This is a genomic window from Blastococcus aurantiacus (assembly GCF_900102425.1).
Taxonomy (GTDB): domain Bacteria; phylum Actinomycetota; class Actinomycetes; order Mycobacteriales; family Geodermatophilaceae; genus Blastococcus; species Blastococcus aurantiacus.
The window spans coordinates 481602-500264 of record NZ_FNBT01000002.1; the positions used below are offsets into that span (position 1 = coordinate 481602).

An 18663-nucleotide genomic window follows, 5' to 3' on the forward strand; every position below is an offset into this window, starting at 1 on the left:
CTCCCACACCCGGGCGGCAGGATGCCGTCAGGAGGCGGCAGCCGCCACGGGCTGGTCGAGGACGGCGGTCAGCGTGGCCCGCAGGTTCTCCAGCAGCGCGATGTCCCGCAGCGGCGTCCGCCGGTCGGGACCGACCGGCATCTTCAGCGCGATCGTCTCCACCGCCGCCTTGTAGGACGCACCCTCGGCCAGCCGGGCCAGGCGCATCTGCTTGGACTCGGGCAGCACCACCGGGCTGATCCGGATGGCGCGGCCCTGCAGCGACACCTCGGTGATGCCCAGTGCCCGCATCGCCACCCGGAACCGGGCCACGGCCAGCAGGTTGAGCACCGGGGCCGGCGGGGCGCCGTACCGGTCGGTGAGCTCGTCGAGGACGGCCTGCGCCTGGTCCTCGTCCTGCACCGAGGCGACCTTGCGGTAGGCCTCCATGCGCAGCCGCTCGCCCGGCACGTAGTCGTGCGGCAGGTGGGCGTCGATCGGCAGGTCGACGCGCACCTCGACCGGCTCGGCCGGGGCTTCCTCGCCGGTGACCTGCGAGCGGTAGTCCGCCACCGCCTCGCCGACCAGCCGGACGTAGAGGTCGAAGCCGACGCCGGCGATGTGACCGGACTGCTCGCCGCCGAGCAGGTTGCCCGAGCCGCGGATCTCCAGGTCCTTCATCGCCACCGCCATGCCGGCCCCGAGGTCGGTGTTGTTGGCGATGGTGGTCAGCCTGTCGACCGAGGTCTCGGTGAGCGTGCGGGTCGGGTCGTAGGTGAAGTAGGCGTAGGCGCGCTCCCGGCCACGGCCGACCCGGCCGCGGATCTGGTGCAGCTGGGAGAGCCCGAAGGTGTCCGCGCGGTCCACGATCAGGGTGTTGGCGTTGGGGATGTCCAGCCCCGACTCGACGATCGTCGTCGCGACCAGGACGTCGTACTCCTTCTCCCAGAAGCCGACCATGATCCGCTCGAGCTCGTGCTCCTTCATCTGCCCGTGGCCGACGGCGACGCGGGCCTCGGGCACCAGCGCCCGGATCTTCGCCGCTGCCTTGTCGATGGACTGCACCCGGTTGTGGATGACGAAGACCTGGCCGTCGCGCAGCAGCTCGCGGCGGATCGCGGCGGCCATCTGCTTGTCGTTCCAGGCGCCCACGTAGGTGAGCACCGGGTGCCGCTCCTCGGGCGGGGTGAGGATCGTCGACATCTCGCGGATGCCGGTCAGGCTCATCTCCAGGGTGCGCGGGATCGGGGTGGCCGACATCGACAGCACGTCGACCGCCGTCCGCATCGTCTTCAGGTACTCCTTGTGCTCGACCCCGAAGCGCTGCTCCTCGTCCACGATGACCAGACCGAGGTCCTTCCACCGCGTCGTGGGCTGCAGCAGCCGGTGGGTGCCGACCAGGATGTCGACGTCGCCCGCGGCCAGCTGCCGCAGGATCTCGGTGGTCTCCTTGTCCGACTGGAAGCGGGAGAGCACCTTGACCGTCACCGGGAACTGCGCGACCCGCTCGGAGAAGGTCTTGAAGTGCTGGTTGGCCAGCAGCGTCGTCGGCACCAGGACGGCGACCTGCTTGCCGTCCTGCACCGCCTTGAACGCCGCCCGCACCGCGATCTCGGTCTTCCCGTAGCCGACGTCGCCGCAGATGATCCGGTCCATCGGGACCGTCTGCTGCATGTCGGCCTTCACCTCGTCGATGGCGGCCAGCTGGTCGGGCGTCTCCTGGAACGGGAAGGCGTCCTCGAGCTCGCGCTGCCACACGGTGTCGGGGCCGAACGCGTGCCCGGCCGTGGCCATGCGCGCCGAGTACAGGCGGATCAGCTCGCCGGCGATCTGCTTGACCGCCTTGCGCGCCTTGCTCTTGGTGTTCTTCCAGTCCGCGCCGCCGAGCTTGGACAGGGCCGGCGCCTCGCCGCCGACGTAGCGGGTGAGCTGGTCGAGGGAGTCCGTCGGGACGAAGAGCCGGTCCGGCGGCTGGTTCCGCCGGCCCGGCGCGTACTCGACGATCAGGTAGTCGCGCTGGCCGCCGTTGACGGTGCGGCTGATCATCTCGATGTAGCGGCCGATGCCGTGCTGCTCGTGGACGACGAGGTCGCCCGGCTGCAGCTGCACGAGGTCGACCGCGTTGCGCCGGCGGGCCGGCATCTTCTGAGCGTCGCGCATCGAGGTGCCGCGCTGGCCGGTCAGGTCGTGCTCGGTGAGCAGCGCCAGGCCGACGCCCGGGAAGGCGAAGCCGGCCTCGAGGTTGCCCTGCGTCACCGAGGTCAGCCGCGGCTCGGGTGCGGTCTCGATGCCGGGCACCAGCGCGGCACCGAGCTCGGCCTCGGCGAACTGGTCGGCGGCGCGCTGGGCGGGGCCGGGCCCGGCGAAGGTGACGACCACCCGCCACCCGTCGCGCTGCCAGCCGCGCATCGTCTCGATCGCCTTGGGCACGTCACCGGCGAAGCGGTCGACGATCGTGGCGTCGAGGTTGATCACGCCGTCGTCCGCCGTGTCGTCAGCTGTGACCGTGAACGACCCCGTCGTCCACCACGGCAGCCCACGGCCGCGCGCGGCGGCCTCGACGTCGGCCAGGTCGCGGAAGGTCGAGGCGCCCAGGTCGAGCGGGGCCTCCCCCGCCTCGGCGGCCGTGGCCCAGGACGCGGCGAGGAACTCCTCTGCGGTGCGCACCAGGTCGGCCGAGCGGCTGCGGACCCGCTCGGGGTCGGCCACCAGCACGTGAGTGCCGGTGGGCAGCAGGTCGGTGAGCAGCTGCATCGCCTCGTCGCCGATGAGCACGGGGGTGAGCGACTCCATGCCCTCGACCGCGATGCCCTCCGCCAGCTTGCCGAGCACCTCGATGAGGCCGGGGTGCTCGACCGCCAGTGCCGCGGCCCGGGCCCGCACCTCGTCGGTGAGCAGCAGCTCGCGGCACGGCGGCGCCCACAGCCGGTCGGGGCGCTCGTCGAGGGAGCGCTGGTCGGCAGCGGAGAAGTAGCGCAGCTCGTCGACCTCGTCGCCCCAGAACTCCACGCGCACGGGGTGCGGCTCGGTGGGCGGGAAGACGTCGAGCAGACCGCCGCGGACGGCGAACTCGCCGCGCTTCTCGACCAGCTCCACCCGGGTGTACGCGGCGTCGGCCAGCGCCCGGGCGACGTCGTCGAGGTCGGCGGCGTCCCCGGGCTTCAGCTCCACGGGGACCAGGTCGCCGAGGCCGGGCGCCAAGGGCTGCAGGACGCTGCGCACCGGGGCGACCAGGACGTCGATCGTCCCGTTCTCGCCGGGGTGGGTCAGGTCGCGCAGCACGGCCAGCCGGCGGCCCACGGTGTCGGCGCGGGGGCTCAGCCGCTCGTGCGGCAGCGTCTCCCAGGCCGGGAACGTGGCGACGCGGTGCCCGGGCAGGAAGCAGCGCAGGAGCTCCGCCGCGACGTCGGCGTCCCGCTCCCCCGCCGTGACCAGCAGGACCGGCACACCGGCGCCGGGGGCACCGCCCTCTTGTCGAGCGGCGAGCACAGCGGCGACCAGCGGCTGCACGGGCGGCGGAGCGGTGACGGCCAGCTCCGCGCTCCCGGCCGCCGCCACGACGCGGGCCATGCCGGGATCGCTGAGGACGACGTCGAGCACGCCGCGCAGAGTCACGCTGTCTCTCTCCTGGGATGCGGGGGCCGCACCGCTGCCGCCGAGTGCGGCACGGGGCCCGATCCCAGTGTAAGGACCCCGGGGTCCGGCGGCCGGGGACCGCCGGGGGCGGGTCAGGAGGTGAGGGCCCGGGCCACGCGCCCGACCGGCTCCTCGGCGTCGATCGCGGTCAGCGCCTTGCGCAGCAGCGTGCTGGAGGTGTGCACCGTGTACGGGAAGTACTTGACCGTGACACCGACGGCGGCGAAGTCCCGCTCGAGCTGCTGGCCCTTCGGGGTGCCGCGCCAGTCGTCACCCTTGAAGATCACGTCGAACCCGACCTCGCGCCAGGTGTCGATCTTGTTCGGCACGGTCTCGGCGTGGACGGCGTCGACGAACCGGAGGCTGCGCACGATCTCCATGCGCTCCGCCAGCGGGACCACCGGCGGGCGCCCCTTGGCCAGTGTCAGCATCTCGTCGGAGACGACACCGGCGATGAGGTGGTCGCAGTGCTCGGCCGCGTGCCGCAGCACGTTCAGGTGGCCGACGTGGAACAGGTCGTACCCACCGGGGGCGTACCCGATCACCGTCATGCCTCCCCCTCTCCTCGTCGCCGAGCCCGAACGTAGCCCGGCTCAGGAGCCCTGCACCCGGCTCCGCGGCCACGCTCACCCGAACTGGCGAGCCCGTCGCGCAGGGCCGGAGAACAGCGCCGTCAGGGCGTCAGCGCGGCCGCGACCACGGTCACGGACGCCCGCAGCTCGGCCAGCGCGTGCGCGTAGACGGGGGCCGCCTGCCCGTAGGGGTCGTCGACGTCGTCGTCCGGACCGGAGGTGCGCAGCCCCCGGTACCGGGGGGCCAGCCGGACGAGGTCCGTCAACCGCTCGCCCGGTCCGGTGTGCGGCACGGCTCCCGCCTCCTCGGCCAGCTCCACCAGGGCGGCGAACTCCCGCAGCGTGAACGTGCGCCGCAGCGCCGCCGGGACGGCCGACACGACGGCCGCCCGGTGCGCGCGGGTCATCGTCAGCACCAGGCCGGCCTCGCGGGCCGCCTCCGCCGCGAACTGCCGGGCGCGCACCGTCTCGGCCGGCACCGACAGCAGGCGGGCCATCTCGGGCGCCATGGGCTCACCCACGCGCGCGCGCAGACCCGCGCTCCCGACGGCGATCCGGCTCGCCGGCCCGAGCGCCGCCCGCAACAGGACCTCGGCCGCGGGCGACCGGCAGACGTTCGCGGTGCAGACGACCAGGATCGAGGGGTCCGGGGCCCGGTCGTCCCGGGGTTCGGTCACCTGCGGCTACCGGCGCACCGGGTCGTCACCGTCCGCCACGACCGACGGCCTTGACCGGCTTCAAGCTCCGGACGGCGGGCATGACCGGCAGCGGCACCGCGTCGGGCGCCGGGCCGGACGAGCGCTCCTCGCCGGTCTGCCGGTAGGCGTACACGTCGTCGGGACGGGACACCTGGTTCAGCACCAGGCCCAGCACCCTGCCCTTGACCTGCTCGAGGGTCTGGAGGCTCTCGGCCAGCTGCGAGCGGCGCACCCGGGTGACGTTGGCGAGGACCAGCATCCCGTCGACCGCGCGCGAGAGGATCGCGGCGTCGGCCACCGGCAGCAGCGGCGCGGTGTCGACCACCACGAAGTCGTAGTCGGCGCGGAGTTCCGCCAGCAGGGCCCGCATCGCGGGCGATCCCAGCAGTTCCGCCGGGTTCGGCGGGGTGCGGCCGGACGCCAGGACCTGCAGGCCCCGGGAGCCCCAGTCCTGGACGACGTCGGCGGCCGACGCCCGGCCGATGAGCACGTCGGTCAGCCCGACAGCGCCCTCGATGCCCAGCAGGCGCGCCACAGCGGGCCGGCGCAGGTCGGCGTCCACGAGCAGGACGCGGTCACCGGTCTCGGCCAGGCTGGCCGCGAGGTTCGCCGCCACGGTGGACTTGCCCTCGCCCTGCAGCGACGAGGTCACCGCGATCACGCGCGCCTCGCGGGAGCCCGCGCCGTCGGAGGGCACGGCGAGGAACTGCAGGTTCGTGCGCAGCATCCGGAAGCTCTCCGCCTCCGACGCGTGCGGGTCCGCCTCCACGACGATCGGCGGGGCGCCACGCCTGCTGCGGGTCGGGATGGACCCGACCACCGGCAGCGTGGTCAGCTCCGCGGCGACGCCGGCGTCGCGGACCCGGTTGTCCAGGGCGTCCCGGGCGAGGGCGGCCGCCAGGCCCAGCAGGATCCCGGCGACCAGGCCGGTCGCGAGATCCAGCGGCAGGTTCGGTCCGACCGGCCCCGAGGGGACCTCGGCTGCCGCCACCGGCAGGGACCGCACCGTCGCCTGCCCGGTGTCGTCGTCGGGGGCGATGTCCTCGACCACGCGGGACAGGCTCGCGACCACCGCGTCGGCGAGCGCCGCGCTCCGCTCCGGCGACGGGTCCGTGGCCGACAGCTCGATGATCGCGGTGTCCAGGGGGACCCGGGCATCGAGGCTGCGCGCCAGCTCGGCGGGCGTGGCGGTCAGCTCGAGCTCGTTGATGACGGGCAGGAGCACCGCCGGGGTGGTCGCCAGCCGGGCGTAGGAGGTCACCTGGTTCTTCGTGTAGGTGGAGCCCTGCACCAGCTCGGAGGCGGAGTCCCCGTACTCGGGCGAGAAGAAGACGGTCGCCGTCGACCGGTAGGTCGGGGTCTGCCCGTTCGACCAGACCAGCGCCGCCAGCAGCCCGAGCATGCTCGCGGCCACCACCCAGCGCCAGCGACGGCGCACGGCGGTCAGCGGTCCTCGGGCCCCCATCTCAACTCCCCCTCGTCGCCGCGCCGCCGTGGTGCGTGGTCGGCGCGGGGCGCCGTGTGGCGCAACGGGGCCCAGTCTGCGGGCCGCTCCGGGCCGACCGCCCCGCCCGGAACGTCCGCGCCACCCTTTCGGGTCACGGCCGGCCGCGACCTGCGCCGGAGATGGCCTGGTCGGGCAGCGGGTGGGGGACGATGGCCACTCGACCCGGGGGGAGGCACGTCGGTGGAGCCGAGACAGTACGCGGCAGCCGTGTGGCACCGGTCCCTCTGGATCGGGGCCACCGGGTTCACCGTGGCCGCGCTCGCCGTGATCAGCGGCATGGCGGCCTCCCCCAGCTACACCGCCACCAGCTCCCTGTACGTCGGCGTCAGCGAGGTGGACGCCGGCCAGGGGCTGGCCTGGAGCTCGCTCCTGGACGACGAGCTGCTGCCCTCGATCGTCCGGCTCGGGACGTCCCCGGCGGTCCTGGGCCCGGTCGCCGAGGAGCTGCCCGTCGACCGGACCCCGGCAGAGCTCGCCGCGGACGTCGACATCGCACCCGTGCCGGACACGTCGGTCCTCGTGGTCACGGCCCGGGCGGCGAGCGCCTCCGGGGCGGCCGACCTGGCCGACGCGGTCGCCGAGAGCCTCTCCACGGTGGCGACGGCGGCGCACGCCGACGCCGACGGCGGCTCCTACCTGCGGGCCGACGTCGTCGGGCCCGCCCGCGAGCCCCGCTTCCCGTCCGGCACCGCGGCCCGCACCGGCGCGGTGCGCGGGCTCGCCGTCGGCCTGCTCCTCGGCGTCGTGCTCAGCGGCCTCCTCGAACTGGCGCGGCCGCGGATCCGTGATCTGGCCACGGCGGCCGCACTCACCACCTCACCGGTCCTGGCCGGGCTGCCCGCCGCGGGACGGGGAGGTCCGCGCGGCGGTCGCCGGACCGGCCTCGACCGGCTCGCCTGGCTGCTGCGTTCCTCCCCCGCGGTCCCGGACCTCCGGCGGCTGGTCGTCCTGGGCACGGATGCCCGGGTCGCCCGGCGGTTGGCGGACGACCTCGGACAGGTGCCGGGCACGGGCCTGGCACCCGTGCCGATGTCCGCGGCCGGGCTGCGGGACGTACGCCCGGCGGAGCACGACGGACTGCTCGTCGTCGCGACCGGGCGCACCACGCACCGGTCCCTCACCGCCGCCGTGGCAGCCGCGGAGGCCTCTGGCATCCCCGTCCTCGGGGTGGTCCTGGACGGAATCCTCCCCCCTGCGGCACGGTGGCGTGACCGGCTGCTCGCCGCGGTGCGCGGGAACGCGCCGCTGCCGCGGCGGGTCAGCGCCGCGCCGGGCGCCGTCGACGGTCTCCGCCCGCCGTGGCTCACCTCGAGCCGGATCGCGGCCGCCGGTGCCCTGTTCGCCGTCGGCCTGGCCATGCCGACCCCCGGGTCCACGACGACCGCTTTCGTCGCGGGCCTGGTGCTGCTGCCGTTGTGGATCGCGGCGGTTCCCCGCTTCCGGGGCGCGGGCCTGCTGTGCGGGCTCGCGGTCCTGGCCCTCGTCTCCGGGGCGCTGCTCGCCGGCTGGTCCGCGGTGGAGCGCGACTTCTCCGTCCGGGCCGCCACGGAGATACCGGTCCTGCTGCTGACCGGCCTGGGCGCGGTCGGGCTGGTCCTGTGGGCACGCGGCGTCCTGCCGGTCCCGGCGATCGGGGTGGCGTACGGCCTCGGCCTCCTGGTCCACGGCCTGCTCCGGGCCGACCAGTCGATCAACGCCTTCAAGTTCGAGCTGTCGCTCCCCCTCACCATCGTCGTCCTCTCCCTGGCGGGAATGCGGCAGGGCCGGGCCGCCGCCGTGGTGGCCCTGGCCGGGCTGGGGATCGCCAACGTCGCCAACGACGCGCGCAGCGCCTTCGGCTTCTGCGTGATCGCGGCCGGCCTGGTGCTCTGGCAGCTCCGCCCGGTGGCCCGCGCCGGCCGGTCGAACGCCTGGGCCGGCATCCTGCTGCTCGGCGCGACCGCCGTCGGCGTCTACCTCGCGGCCACCGAGCTCATGATCGCCGGGGCACTCGGCGAGGAGGTCCAGACCCGCACCACGACGCAGATCGAGCAGTCGGGGTCCCTGCTGCTGGGCGGCCGGCCGGAGTGGACGGCCACCTGGGCGCTCATGCAGGACCGGCCCCTGGGGTACGGGCTGGGCATCGTCCCGGACAGCCACGACCTGGACGTCGCCCGGGCCGGTCTCGCGGTGACCAGGATCCCGACGGTCGAGGGCTACCTCGAGAACTTCATGCTCACCGACCGGTTCGAGCTGCACTCGGTGGCGGCGGACCTCTGGTCCGCCCTCGGGCCGGCCGGGCTGGCCTACGGCGTGGCCCTGGCGGCACTGCTCGTCGGGTCGCTCTCCCAGCTGCTCGCGCGGCGGCAGGCCTCCGGGCTCGTGTGCTTCCTCGGCCTGACCGCCATCTGGAACGTGGCCTTCGGGACGCTGCCCTCGAACGGCGTCGAGGTCTCCTTCGCCGTGGGGCTGATGCTGCTGGCGCGGACGACCGTCCCCTCGCGGGCCGCGGAGCCGGCCGGCACGGCGCCGGTCCCGGCCGTGCCCGCCGAGGTCCTGCGGTGACGCCCCGAGCCGACGGTGCCCCGGTGGTGCGGGTGCTGCAGTCCTTCCCCGAGCCCCGCCCCACCACGAACCCCTACCTGGTCCTGCTCCGCCGCAGCCTGGACGCGCTCCCGTCGGTCGAGCTGCACACCTTCGGCTGGCGCCGCGCCCTGCTGGGCCGGTACGACGTCTTCCACGTGCACTGGCCCGAGGTCCTGCTGGACGCGCAGACGCCGGTCCGCGTGCTGCGGCGGCGGGGGCTGGTCGCCCTGCTGCTGATGCGCTTGCGGCTCACGCGCACCCCGGTGGTCCGCACCCTGCACAACCTCCGTCCGCACGAGGGCGTCGCCCGGGTGGACGCCGCACTGCTCCGCGCGCTGGACCGGCGGGCACGGGCGTGCATCCGGCTCAACGAGGAGACGCCGGTACCGGCGGGCACCACGGCGGTCACCGTGCCCCACGGCCACTACCGGGACTGGTACGCCGGCTACGAGGTGCCCGACCGGATCCCGGGCCGGGTCGCCTTCGTCGGCCTCATCCGCCCGTACAAGCACGTCGACGGACTCGTCGCGGCGTTCCGCGCCACCGCCGACCGCGCACCGGACGCCGGCCTGCACGTCGCCGGCGGGGTTCCGGCCGACGGCACGGCCGAGCGGCTGCAGGCCGCCGCCGCCGGCGACCCGCGCATCTCGCTCACCCTCCGGTTCCTCGACGACGCCGAGCTGGTCGACGCCGTCGGCCGGGCCCAGCTGATCGCCCTCTCCTACCGGGAGATGCACAACTCCGGTGCGGCGCTGCTGGCCCTGTCGCTGGGCAGGCCCGTCCTCGTCCCGCGCAACGCGACCAACGCCCGCCTGGCCGACGAGGTGGGCGCGGAGTGGGTCCAGATGTACGACGGCGAGCTCGGGCCGGAGCTGATCCTCCGCGCACTCGACCGGACCGCGCTCCTGGGCCCGGGCGAGCACCCCGACCTGGGCGCGCGCGAGTGGGGGGCCGCCGGCGTCCGGCACCTCGAGGCGTACCGGGCGGCCCTCGCCTCCCGCTGACCTCGCCTCGCGCTGACGCGAGGGCCGGCCGGTCAGCTGCCGGACAGCTCCCGCACCGGCGTCCGCGCCGTGGTGCCCGCCGCTCCGTCGACGTCGCCGTCCGCCGGCCGCAGCGCCCGCGGGTCGCCCACGAGGACGGCGTAGAGGGCCGACATCGCGAGGAACGACGTGACGATCACTGCCGGGTGGTCCATCGGCGTGCCGAGCTGGCTGACCACGCCCACCAGGAACCAGTGGTAGGCCAGCAGCACCCAGCCCCAGACCGCCCGGGCGCCGCGCAGCCGCAGGACCAGGACGACGACCGGCAGCAGGAAGACCAGGTCGTGCACCAGGTGCTTGAAGCACAGCAGCGAGATCACCGAGGCGATGCCGAGGACGAACACCCAGTCGCCGCTGCGGATCTGCCGGCGGGCGAGACCGGCCAGCAGCACCGAGCCGCCGACGGCGAGGGCCGTGACGAACAGGTCGTTGCCGTCGAGCCACGGGGTCAGGCCCGCGACGGTCATCAGGTCGGCCGCCCCGTCGCCGACGGCCGTCCGGCTCACCTCGAACGGCGCGAGCAGCGCCTCCAGGAGGTCGGTCGAGGTGACGACGGCGAACACGACGGCCGCGGCGAGCAGCACCACGCCGGCCACCACGACGGTGCGCAGCCGCCCCGCGACCAGCAGGACCAGGGCCAGCGGCGCGAAGGAGTACTTCGTCAGGCTCACCGCGAGCGGAGCGCCCGCCCAGGGCCTGGCGGCAGCCGCGAACGCGATCGTGGCGAAGACCAGCAGGAACACCGCGTGCTGCCCGTAGCCCAGGCCGAGCCTCATCGGCGTCGAGGCCAGCACCATCGCCACGAGCAGGAGGGTCCCGGTCCGGCCCAGCGATGCGGTGCGCGCGTAGAAGACCGCGAGACCGATCGCGAGGACGACGGTGAGGACCAGCCAGACGATGGACGCGGTCCGGAACGGCATCGCACCGAAGGGGACGAGGAGCTCGTAGAGCAGGTGCAGGTAGTTGGGCGACTGCGTCAGGATGATCTCCGGCGAGCCGTCCAGCCGCGCCTGGTAGGGATCCACCCCCTCGAGGAAGAGCCGCGCCGGGCTCCACTGGAAGTCGCTGCTGCCGAAGCCGCCCTCGGGCGAGAGGGCGCGCCGGGCACCGATGGCGACCGAGCCCACCGCAGCGAGGACCGCGACCAGGAGGGCCACCGTGCGCAAGACCTGCGGTCGCGTCGCCCGGGCGACGATCGACGGCGCGTTCACGCGGCGGCCTTGCGGCGGTACTCGGCGTAGACGACGCCGACGGCGCCGGCCAGCATGCCGGCCCCACGGGCCGCCGTGCGCGCGCCCCGAGCCTCGTGCGTGGACGACCGCAGGGTCGCACCGAGCAGCCAGCGGCCCAGGCCGACGGCGACCCGCGGCAGCCCCTGCGCAGTGGCCTTCAGCCGGGCGGCGAGCCGGCCGGGGCCGGTCGGCGCCAGCACGAGCGCGACCCTGGCCGCGGTGTTGCCGTAGCGGAACGACCGCCGGACGACCCAGTCCCGGGACATGCGCGGAGCCGGCACGCGGTCGGTCACCACCGCCTCGTCGCACCAGACCATCAGGGCGCCGGTGTCCGTCAGCTGCCGGGTGAAGAGCGTGTCGCTGCCGCCGGTCAGCCCGAACCCGCCGTCGAAGCGGACCCCGGTGGAGCGGACGACCGCGAGGTCGAGCAGCAGGTTGTTCGTGGCCGCCACCGTGATGGGCGTGCCCGTGGCCAGCCGTCGCCGCTCGAAGAACCCCCCGGCCCCCACCCACGGGTCGAGGTCGCCGTCGAAGTCCGAGACGACCGCGCCCACCACCGCCGCGGCGGAGGTGCGGGCCTGGGTCTCGAGCAGTCGCGCCAGCCAGCCGGGGTGCGGCCGCTCGTCGTCGTCGATGAAGACGAGGAAGGCGCCGCCGGCCTCCTCCAGCGCCCGGTTCCGGGCGGCGGAGATGCCCGGCGTCTCCTCGACCACGTAGCGGATGCGCTCGTCGCCGAGGGCCGCCACGACCGGCCGGCCACCGGCCGCGGCGTCGTTGTCGACCACCAGCACGTCCACCCGCCGTCCGGCGCCCTCGTTCTCGGCCGCCTGCGCCAGGAGCAGCGGGAGCAGCTCGGCGAGGTCGTCCGGGCGCCGGAAGGTCAGGACGGCGATGGTCACCAGGATCTCGGGACCGGCAGTCATCAGCGGAGTCCTTCTCTCGGGAGGTCGGGGACGAGGGCGCGCGCGGGCGGGGTGACGGGGCGGGCGTCGTGCCCCGCCGGGGGCCGCAGGAGTGCGGCCGCGGCCGTGCGGAGGCCGGCCGCCGAGCCACGCACCGCCGCCCAGGCCAACGACGGCCGGTACAGCAGCTGGCGGCGGCCGCCGCGCAGCAGGATCTCCCTGCTCACGGCGGGGGTCGCCCACATCCACCGCACCAGCTGCCGACGCGGGAGCAGCAGTGCGGCGAAGAGCAGCCGGTTGCGGCAGTTGAAGTAGTAGTAGAGGGCCGACTTGGCCTCGCCCCGCGTGGGGCCCTGCGTGCCGCCGGCGTCGTGCACCGCGGTCAGGTCGTCCCGGACGACGAGGGTGCCGCCCGCGGCCACGCAGCGGACGCTCAGGTCGACGTCCTCCCAGTACAGGAAGTAGCGCTCGTCGAGCGGGCCGATGCGCTGGAGCAGGTCGTCGTGGACCACCACGCAGGCGCCGCTCACCCACTCGTGCGCCGGTCCCGACGCGGCCCGGGCCCGCCGCCCCGGCGCCACCGGCAGTGCGCCGTCCGAGCGACCCCCGCGGATGCGGCCGCTGTCGAGGAAGACCCGGGCACCGGCGAAGTAGACGTTCCCCGCCGGGTCCACGACGCGCGGGCTGATCAGCGCCGCGGGCTCGCGCAGGCTGTGCCGGCGCAGCTCCTCGATCACGTCGGCCGCGACGACGGCGTCCGGGTTCAGCAGCAGGAACGCGACGCACCCGTGCGCCCGCGCGGCCTCGATCCCCGCGTTCACACCGGCGGCGAACCCACCGTTGCTCGGCAGGGCGACGAGCTGCCAGCCACGAGCCGCCGCGAGACCGGCGATCTCGTCGCGCGCCCGGTCGGTGGAGAAGTTGTCGACCACGACCACCCGGACCGGCAGGCCGGCGAGGTCCACGGAGCCCAGGTTGCGCTCGATCAGCGCGGCCGAGCCGTAGTTGACGACGACGATGCCCAGGGCGCCCCCGTGCACCGCGGCGCCGCTCACGCGCCGGCCCCGGCGGCGGCCAGCCGGCGGCGGACCTGGACCAGGTTGGCCAGCACCTCGAAGACGGCGACGCCGACGACCGAGCCGACGACGGGACCGGCCGCCCCGAGCGGGCCGGTCAGGTACCAGGACAGCCCCACGTTGACCGGCAACATGATCACGATCATCAGCGCCTGGTAGCGGAGGCCCGGCGCGTCGGTCAGGTACATGCCCAGCGGGTACTTCACCGCCTGCAGCACCATGAGCACCGCGAAGGCAACCACCACCGGGACGCCCAGGGAGATCTCCCCTCCCGACGCCAACTGCGCGAGGAGCGGGGAGGCGAGGCCGACGGCCAGGGAGAGCGCGGCCGCGCAGGCGCCGAAGGCCAGGGCCATGGGCACCGGGGAGCCCGGGGTCCCCGCCGCGCGGGCGCGCGCGAACACCGGCCAGAGGGCGATGCCGCCGGCGCTCACGACCGCCCAGATGGGGATGAACATCTGCGCGGCGAGGCTGTACTCGGCGAGGACGCCGTCGCCCGCGCGGTGGCTGAGCACGAGCCGGTCGGTCTGCATCGCCAGCGGGACGGCGACCATCTGGACCAGCATCGGCCAGGCCACGTCCATCACCTGACCACCGCGGTGCGTGCGGAGCCGGAACGCCTGCCACAGCGCCACCCCGACGGCCGGGCGGACCGACCGGGCTGCGACCAGGGTGCAGACGACCGACAGGAGCAGGGTCGCGGCGTAGGCGAAGCAGGCGACCACCGCGCCGGCGGGCAGGTCCCACCAGAGGCACAGCAGGACGGCGGCCAGCACCAGCGGCGTCTGCAGGCCCTGGACCGCGATCGACACGTGGTTGCGGCGCAGCCCGACGAGGATGCGCTGGCCGATGCTCAAGGGCACCGAGAGCGCGAACAGCACGACGCAGGCCGTGGCCACGGCCGGGCCGGTGTCGCCGTCCAGTCCGCCGCCCAGCAGCGCCGGCCACAGGCCCAGGCCCAGCAACGCCACCGCGGCCAGCGCCAGCAGGGTCGCCGAGACGGCCAGCAGGCGCAGGACGGTGACGAGAACGCGCCGGACCTGCTCGTCCCGCGCCGGGGCGTCGGAACCCGAGACGGCGTTCATGACGGCAGCCGCGAGGCCCAGGTCGACGAACGGCAGCAGGGCCGCGAGACCGACCAGCAGCGTGTACTGCGCGTAGGCGGGCGTGCCGTAGTTCTCGATGACGAGACGGGTGACGACGATGCCGAGCACCGCGGAGACCGGGAGCACCAGCATCCGGGCGCCGGCGCTGCGCAGCGGCCCCGTCCACGCGCGCTGCACCGGCGGGTCGGCGACGGCGCCCACCGCACCGGTGGCCTCCACGGAGGGACGTGCCGGAGCTCCGGTCGTCATCAGGCCCCCTCCCCCGTTCGCCGCGCACGGCGCAGCCGGCGCCTCGGCGAGCCGCCACGTGCCAGATTGCCAGCTCAGAGGGCTGTGGAGCCCTCCGCGGACGGCCCCCTCACACCGATGAGGGAGGGCACCGGCCGGAGCCGGGCCCTCCCTCATCAGGTGGAGCTACGAGGTGTTCGTCAGCGCGCGATCGGGGCCGTCCCGGCCGCACCGGCCCACAGGTCGTCGACGTTCACCCGGACGGGCGCGGTCGCCGAGCCGGCGACGTACACCGACACCCCGATGCCGCCCGCGCCCTGCAGCGCCGCGTTCGCGCCCGTGTCGGTGGCGCTGAGCTGCCAGCCGGTGGGCTCGACCGTGCCCGAGGTCCAGGCCTTGGCCTGGAGCGTCGGCGTCTCGGCGCCGGTGACGTCGAAGCGCACCTGGAGGACGGTGCCGGGCGTGTAGGTGCCCGGCAGGGTGATCGTCTTCAGAGCCGTCTCGGTGCCCGCAGCGGTCCGCAGGAGCGCCATGACCACCTTGCCGTCGGCCTGGAAGCGCACCGACACCCGGTAGACGTTGTTGCCCGCGGTGCGGCGTGCCATCAGGTAGACGAAGCTGCCGCCCCCGGTCGGCGCCCGGTCGAGGGAGAGCCCGGCCTGCACCGCCACGTCGCGCGCCTGCACGGAGTTCAGCAGCGCCGCTGCCGACGCCCCTCCCGTGGCCACGTCCAGGTGACCGACGCCGCCGGAGACCGACGCGGCGCCACCGGACAGGGTCCACGCGCCGCCGACCTGGGCGACGCCGAACCCGCTGGCGACCTCCCGCTCGAAGGCGTCCATCGCCAGCGGCGGCGCCCCGACGAGGACCGCACGCTCGACCACGGCGGTGGCGCCGTCGTCGTCGGTCACGGTCAGCCGCACCGTGTACGTGCCACCCGCGGTGTAGGCGTGCGACGCCGTGGCACCGGTGGCGGTCGTCCCGTCACCGAAGTCCCACGCGTAGGACGACACCGTTCCGTCGGGGTCGGCCGACGCGGCTCCGTCGACCACCACGGACAGGTCCGTCGCGGTGGACGTGAACGCCGCCGTCGGCGCCTGGTTCACCCGCGGGGCGGTCACGGTGACCTCCCGCTCGGCGGTGGCCGTCGCGCCGTCGTCGTCGGTCACGGTGAGCCGCACGGTGTAGGTGCCCGCGGCGGTGTAGTCGTGCGACGCCGTCGCACCGGTTCCGGTCGACCCGTCGCCGAAGTCCCAGTCGTGGGAGACGACGGAGCCGTCGGCATCGGCCGAGCCGGCGCCGTCGACGTCGACCCGCAGGTCGGCCACCGACGAGGTGAACGCGGCCGTCGGCGCCTGGTTCGGCGGTTCGGGGCTCACCTGGACCAGGCGGCTGCTCGTGCTGGTGGCACCCGCGGCGTCGGTGACCGTCAGGCCGACGACGTAGGTGCCGCCGGCGCCGTAGGTGTGCGACACGGTGCGGCCGGTGGCCGTGGTGCCGTCACCGAGGGTCCAGGCGTAGGAGGCGATCGGACCCTCGGCGTCCACCGAGCGGCTCGCGTCGAGGTCCGCCGTCAGGTAGGTGGTGGTCGACGAGAACCGGGCGGCCGGGACCTGGTTCACCGGGGCGCCGCTGACGTGCCCCATGACCTGGGCGGCCGTGAGCGCCTTCGGGTAGTACGCCACCTCGTCGATCCGGCCGCTGAAGGTGTTCGAGCCACCCATCGCGCGGTCGCTGCCCACCCGGAGGTAGCCGTTGTAGGACTCCCCGGACTTCGTGTCGGTGCGCGAGCCCACCAGCGTCCCGTCGACGTACAGCGCCATGCCGTTCGCACCCATCGAGGCAGCGACGTGGTGCCACTTGCCGTCGTTGAACGTCGCGATGCTCGTGACGGTGCGCTGCGTCGTCCAGAACATGACCGGCGCGTTGACCGAGAAGTTCAGCCGGCCCTGGGCGTCCAGGTAGACCTGGCGGTCGTACTTGCTGCTCGTGCCGGACTGGGAGTTGGCGAAGCCGAGCAGCCGTCCGCCGGTGGCCGACGAGGTCTGGAACCACGCCTCCACGGTGAAGACGTTGGGCGCCGCGGTCGCGGTCTGCGTCGCCATGGTGGCCTTGGCCGTACCGGCGAAGGAGTAGGCCGTGTCGGCGTCACCGGGCACGGCGCCGGCGACGCCACGGGTGACCCCGTTGCCGACCGTCATGGGCCGGGAACCGATGGCGTCCACCGCGTTGCCCGAGCGGTCACCCAGCCGCCAGTGGGACTGCGCACCGTCGGCGCGGACCCGGTCGGCGTAGGGGACGGTGCCGGTGGTCGCGGGCGCGACCTGGACCGGCACCCAGTCGGAGCCGACGGTGTTGCCGAAGGGGTCGGTCGCCGTCACGCGGTAGCGGAGGGAGCCCGAGACGCCGACGTCCGTGGCGGTCAGCTGGCTGTTCTCCCACCAGGTGGAGGCGTTGACCGACTCGGCGACCGGCAGCGCCTCGCCCTCGCGGTACACCGCGTAGGTCAGCTGCGAGTTGTCCCGGTCGTTCGTCGTCGTCCAGCTGATCCGGGCCTGCCCGGGGGCCGGGGAGGTGACGGTCGGGGCGGACGCGAAGGTGTACGGGCCGACCTTGTTCGGGGCGATGTCAGGGCGGGCGTAGCGCACCAGCCCCTGCTGGCCCACGCCGTTGACCTGCGGGAACTCGCCGCCGTAGACGACGTAGCTGTCGTTGCCCGTGACGGTCCAGCCGGCCTGGGCCTGGCCGGTGAAGGTGCCCGGGCTCATGGTCGGGAACCAGTTCTGCAGGGCGGGGGCCGGCTTGCCGGCGAAGTTGCTGTTGGTCAGCGTCTTGGACCCGACCACGCCGGCCGGCTCGAGGCTCACCGCGGTGGCGAACTTGTTGACCCGGGGGCTCTGCTCGGGGAAGCCGCCGATGTTGGCGCAGTCGTGCGGGTGCCCGGCCATGTAGAGGGCGCCGCCGGTCGCGAAGCTCGAGTAGGTGTCCCCGCGGCAGTCGTTGATCCAGCGGATGGCCCCGCCGTCGGCCGCGGCGGCGAACGAGCCCTCGATGTTGCCGGGGCCGTTGTAGTCGTAGGCCGTGCCGTAGACGGTCGAGCCGTCGGTGCTGAGGCTGTAGATCGCCGAGTTGACGCCCTGGTTGGTGATCAGCTGGTTGATCGCGAAGGGGCGCGTCGCGCCGCTCACCGGGTCGAGCGCGCCCACGCCGGTCGCCTTGGTCCCGTTGAGGGAGTCGAACCGGCCGGCGACGACGATCTGGTCGCCGGCGGTGCGGACCATGGCGAGGACCTCGTTGCTGGTCTTGGTGCTGCCGTCGCGGTTGCCCTTGGTGGAACCGACGCCGGGGACCGGCGCCCAGGGCAGCAGCGCACCGTTCGACGCGGACACGGCGGCCAGCCGGTTGCGGGTGTGGGACCCGACGGCCTGCACGTTGCCACCGAAGTAGACGGTGCTGTCGGTGGCGACGATGGCACGGACCCGGCCGTTGACCCCCGGGCCCCAGTTGGGCACCAGCGCACCGGTCGCGGTGTCGATCGCGGCGATCCGGTAGCGGGTCTGGCCGTCGACCTTGTCGAAGTCGCCGCCCACGTAGAGGCGCTTGCCGTCCGGCGAGGCGGTGATGACGAGGGCCTGGCCGTTGAGGCTCGGCGCGAAGGACCGGACGAGCTCGCCGGTGCGGATGTCGTAGGCGAGCAGGTTGTTGCGGGGGGTCTCGGAGACGCCGGCCGGGGCACCCGCCGGGCGTGCGGAGGTGAAGCTGCCGGCCACGTAGACGGTGTTGCCGACGACGACCTGCGACCACGCGACGCCGTTGATCTGCACCGTGGGCAGCGCATCCGCGGACACCGTCGTGGGCGTCGTCGCGGCGACCGGGGCCGTGTCCGCTCGTGCCGGGCTCACCAGCAAGCTCAGGGAGCCCGCCGCCAGGAGCGTGCTGAGGACGCCGGCCAGAACTCGTCTGGACGCGGGCGCGGTCGATCCGGTCATGTCTTTTCCCCCGTGTGTCGTGCTCCGATGCACCGGTCCCCAGGAGCCCGGGAACCAGGGCATCGCCACTATGCGTGACCGCGCGGGGACGCCACCATCACGCAATAGGGGGATACGCAGGGCAGATACT

Annotated in this window: 11 protein-coding genes; 2 read left to right on the forward strand and 9 right to left on the reverse strand. The window is 74.5% G+C overall.

Annotated features, from left to right (window positions below):
- Positions 1-27: 27 nt before the first annotated feature.
- The 4 genes from mfd to BLS70_RS20715 all read right to left on the reverse strand — a co-directional run bounded on the left by mfd (position 28) and on the right by BLS70_RS20715 (position 6350).
- Positions 28-3594, reverse strand: coding sequence for a transcription-repair coupling factor (mfd, locus tag BLS70_RS05860; RefSeq protein ID WP_091764686.1), 3567 nt, complete (start codon positions 3592-3594; stop codon positions 28-30).
- A 113-nt stretch (positions 3595-3707) separates the two neighbouring features.
- A complete protein-coding gene (locus BLS70_RS05865; RefSeq protein WP_091764687.1) occupies positions 3708-4166 on the reverse strand; it encodes an FAD synthase family protein in 459 nt (152 codons plus the stop codon).
- Between the two features lie 122 nt (positions 4167-4288).
- A complete protein-coding gene (locus BLS70_RS05870; protein ID WP_091764688.1) occupies positions 4289-4864 on the reverse strand; it encodes an arsenate reductase/protein-tyrosine-phosphatase family protein in 576 nt (191 codons plus the stop codon).
- Between the two features lie 25 nt (positions 4865-4889).
- On the reverse strand, positions 4890-6350 hold the full coding sequence (locus BLS70_RS20715) for a tyrosine-protein kinase domain-containing protein (protein WP_176946298.1): 1461 nt from the start codon (positions 6348-6350) through the stop codon (positions 4890-4892).
- 249 nt (positions 6351-6599) lie between these two features.
- Here BLS70_RS20715 and BLS70_RS05880 point away from each other — a divergent pair, with 249 nt between their 5' ends.
- Both BLS70_RS05880 and BLS70_RS05885 read left to right on the forward strand, forming a co-directional pair.
- Positions 6600-8936: a YveK family protein gene (locus tag BLS70_RS05880; RefSeq protein WP_176946299.1), complete on the forward strand. Its 2337-nt coding sequence runs from the start codon at positions 6600-6602 to the stop codon at positions 8934-8936.
- Positions 8933-9961 (forward strand): glycosyltransferase, encoded by a 1029-nt coding sequence (locus BLS70_RS05885; RefSeq protein WP_091764690.1) that lies wholly within the window; start codon positions 8933-8935, stop codon positions 9959-9961. The genes BLS70_RS05880 and BLS70_RS05885 overlap by 4 nt, the downstream gene beginning before the upstream one ends.
- 32 nt (positions 9962-9993) lie before the next feature.
- Here BLS70_RS05885 and BLS70_RS05890 read toward each other — a convergent pair whose 3' ends face one another.
- The 5 genes from BLS70_RS05890 to BLS70_RS05910 all read right to left on the reverse strand — a co-directional run bounded on the left by BLS70_RS05890 (position 9994) and on the right by BLS70_RS05910 (position 18533).
- A complete protein-coding gene (locus tag BLS70_RS05890; protein ID WP_091764691.1) occupies positions 9994-11211 on the reverse strand; it encodes a glycosyltransferase 87 family protein in 1218 nt (405 codons plus the stop codon).
- Entirely contained in the window at positions 11208-12155 is a 948-nt protein-coding gene (locus BLS70_RS05895) for a glycosyltransferase family 2 protein (RefSeq protein ID WP_091764692.1), read from the reverse strand. The genes BLS70_RS05890 and BLS70_RS05895 overlap by 4 nt, the downstream gene beginning before the upstream one ends.
- Positions 12155-13189, reverse strand: coding sequence for a glycosyltransferase family 2 protein (locus BLS70_RS05900; protein WP_176946300.1), 1035 nt, complete (start codon positions 13187-13189; stop codon positions 12155-12157). Before BLS70_RS05900 ends, BLS70_RS05895 begins: the two co-directional genes overlap by 1 nt.
- Positions 13186-14565 (reverse strand): lipopolysaccharide biosynthesis protein, encoded by a 1380-nt coding sequence (locus BLS70_RS05905; protein WP_176946301.1) that lies wholly within the window; start codon positions 14563-14565, stop codon positions 13186-13188. Before BLS70_RS05905 ends, BLS70_RS05900 begins: the two co-directional genes overlap by 4 nt.
- Before the next feature lie 179 nt (positions 14566-14744).
- Positions 14745-18533: a PKD domain-containing protein gene (locus BLS70_RS05910; protein ID WP_091764694.1), complete on the reverse strand. Its 3789-nt coding sequence runs from the start codon at positions 18531-18533 to the stop codon at positions 14745-14747.
- Positions 18534-18663 lie beyond the last annotated feature (130 nt).

Coding starts and splice junctions, on each gene's coding strand:
- BLS70_RS05865 (WP_091764687.1), bottom strand. CDS start 4,166: ATGACGGTGATCGGGTACGCCCCCGGTGGGTACGACCTGTTCCACGTC.
- BLS70_RS20715 (WP_176946298.1), bottom strand. CDS start 6,350: ATGGGGGCCCGAGGACCGCTGACCGCCGTGCGCCGTCGCTGGCGCTGG.
- BLS70_RS05895 (WP_091764692.1), bottom strand. CDS start 12,155: ATGACTGCCGGTCCCGAGATCCTGGTGACCATCGCCGTCCTGACCTTC.
- BLS70_RS05905 (WP_176946301.1), bottom strand. CDS start 14,565: ATGACGACCGGAGCTCCGGCACGTCCCTCCGTGGAGGCCACCGGTGCG.
- BLS70_RS05910 (WP_091764694.1), bottom strand. CDS start 18,533: ATGACCGGATCGACCGCGCCCGCGTCCAGACGAGTTCTGGCCGGCGTC.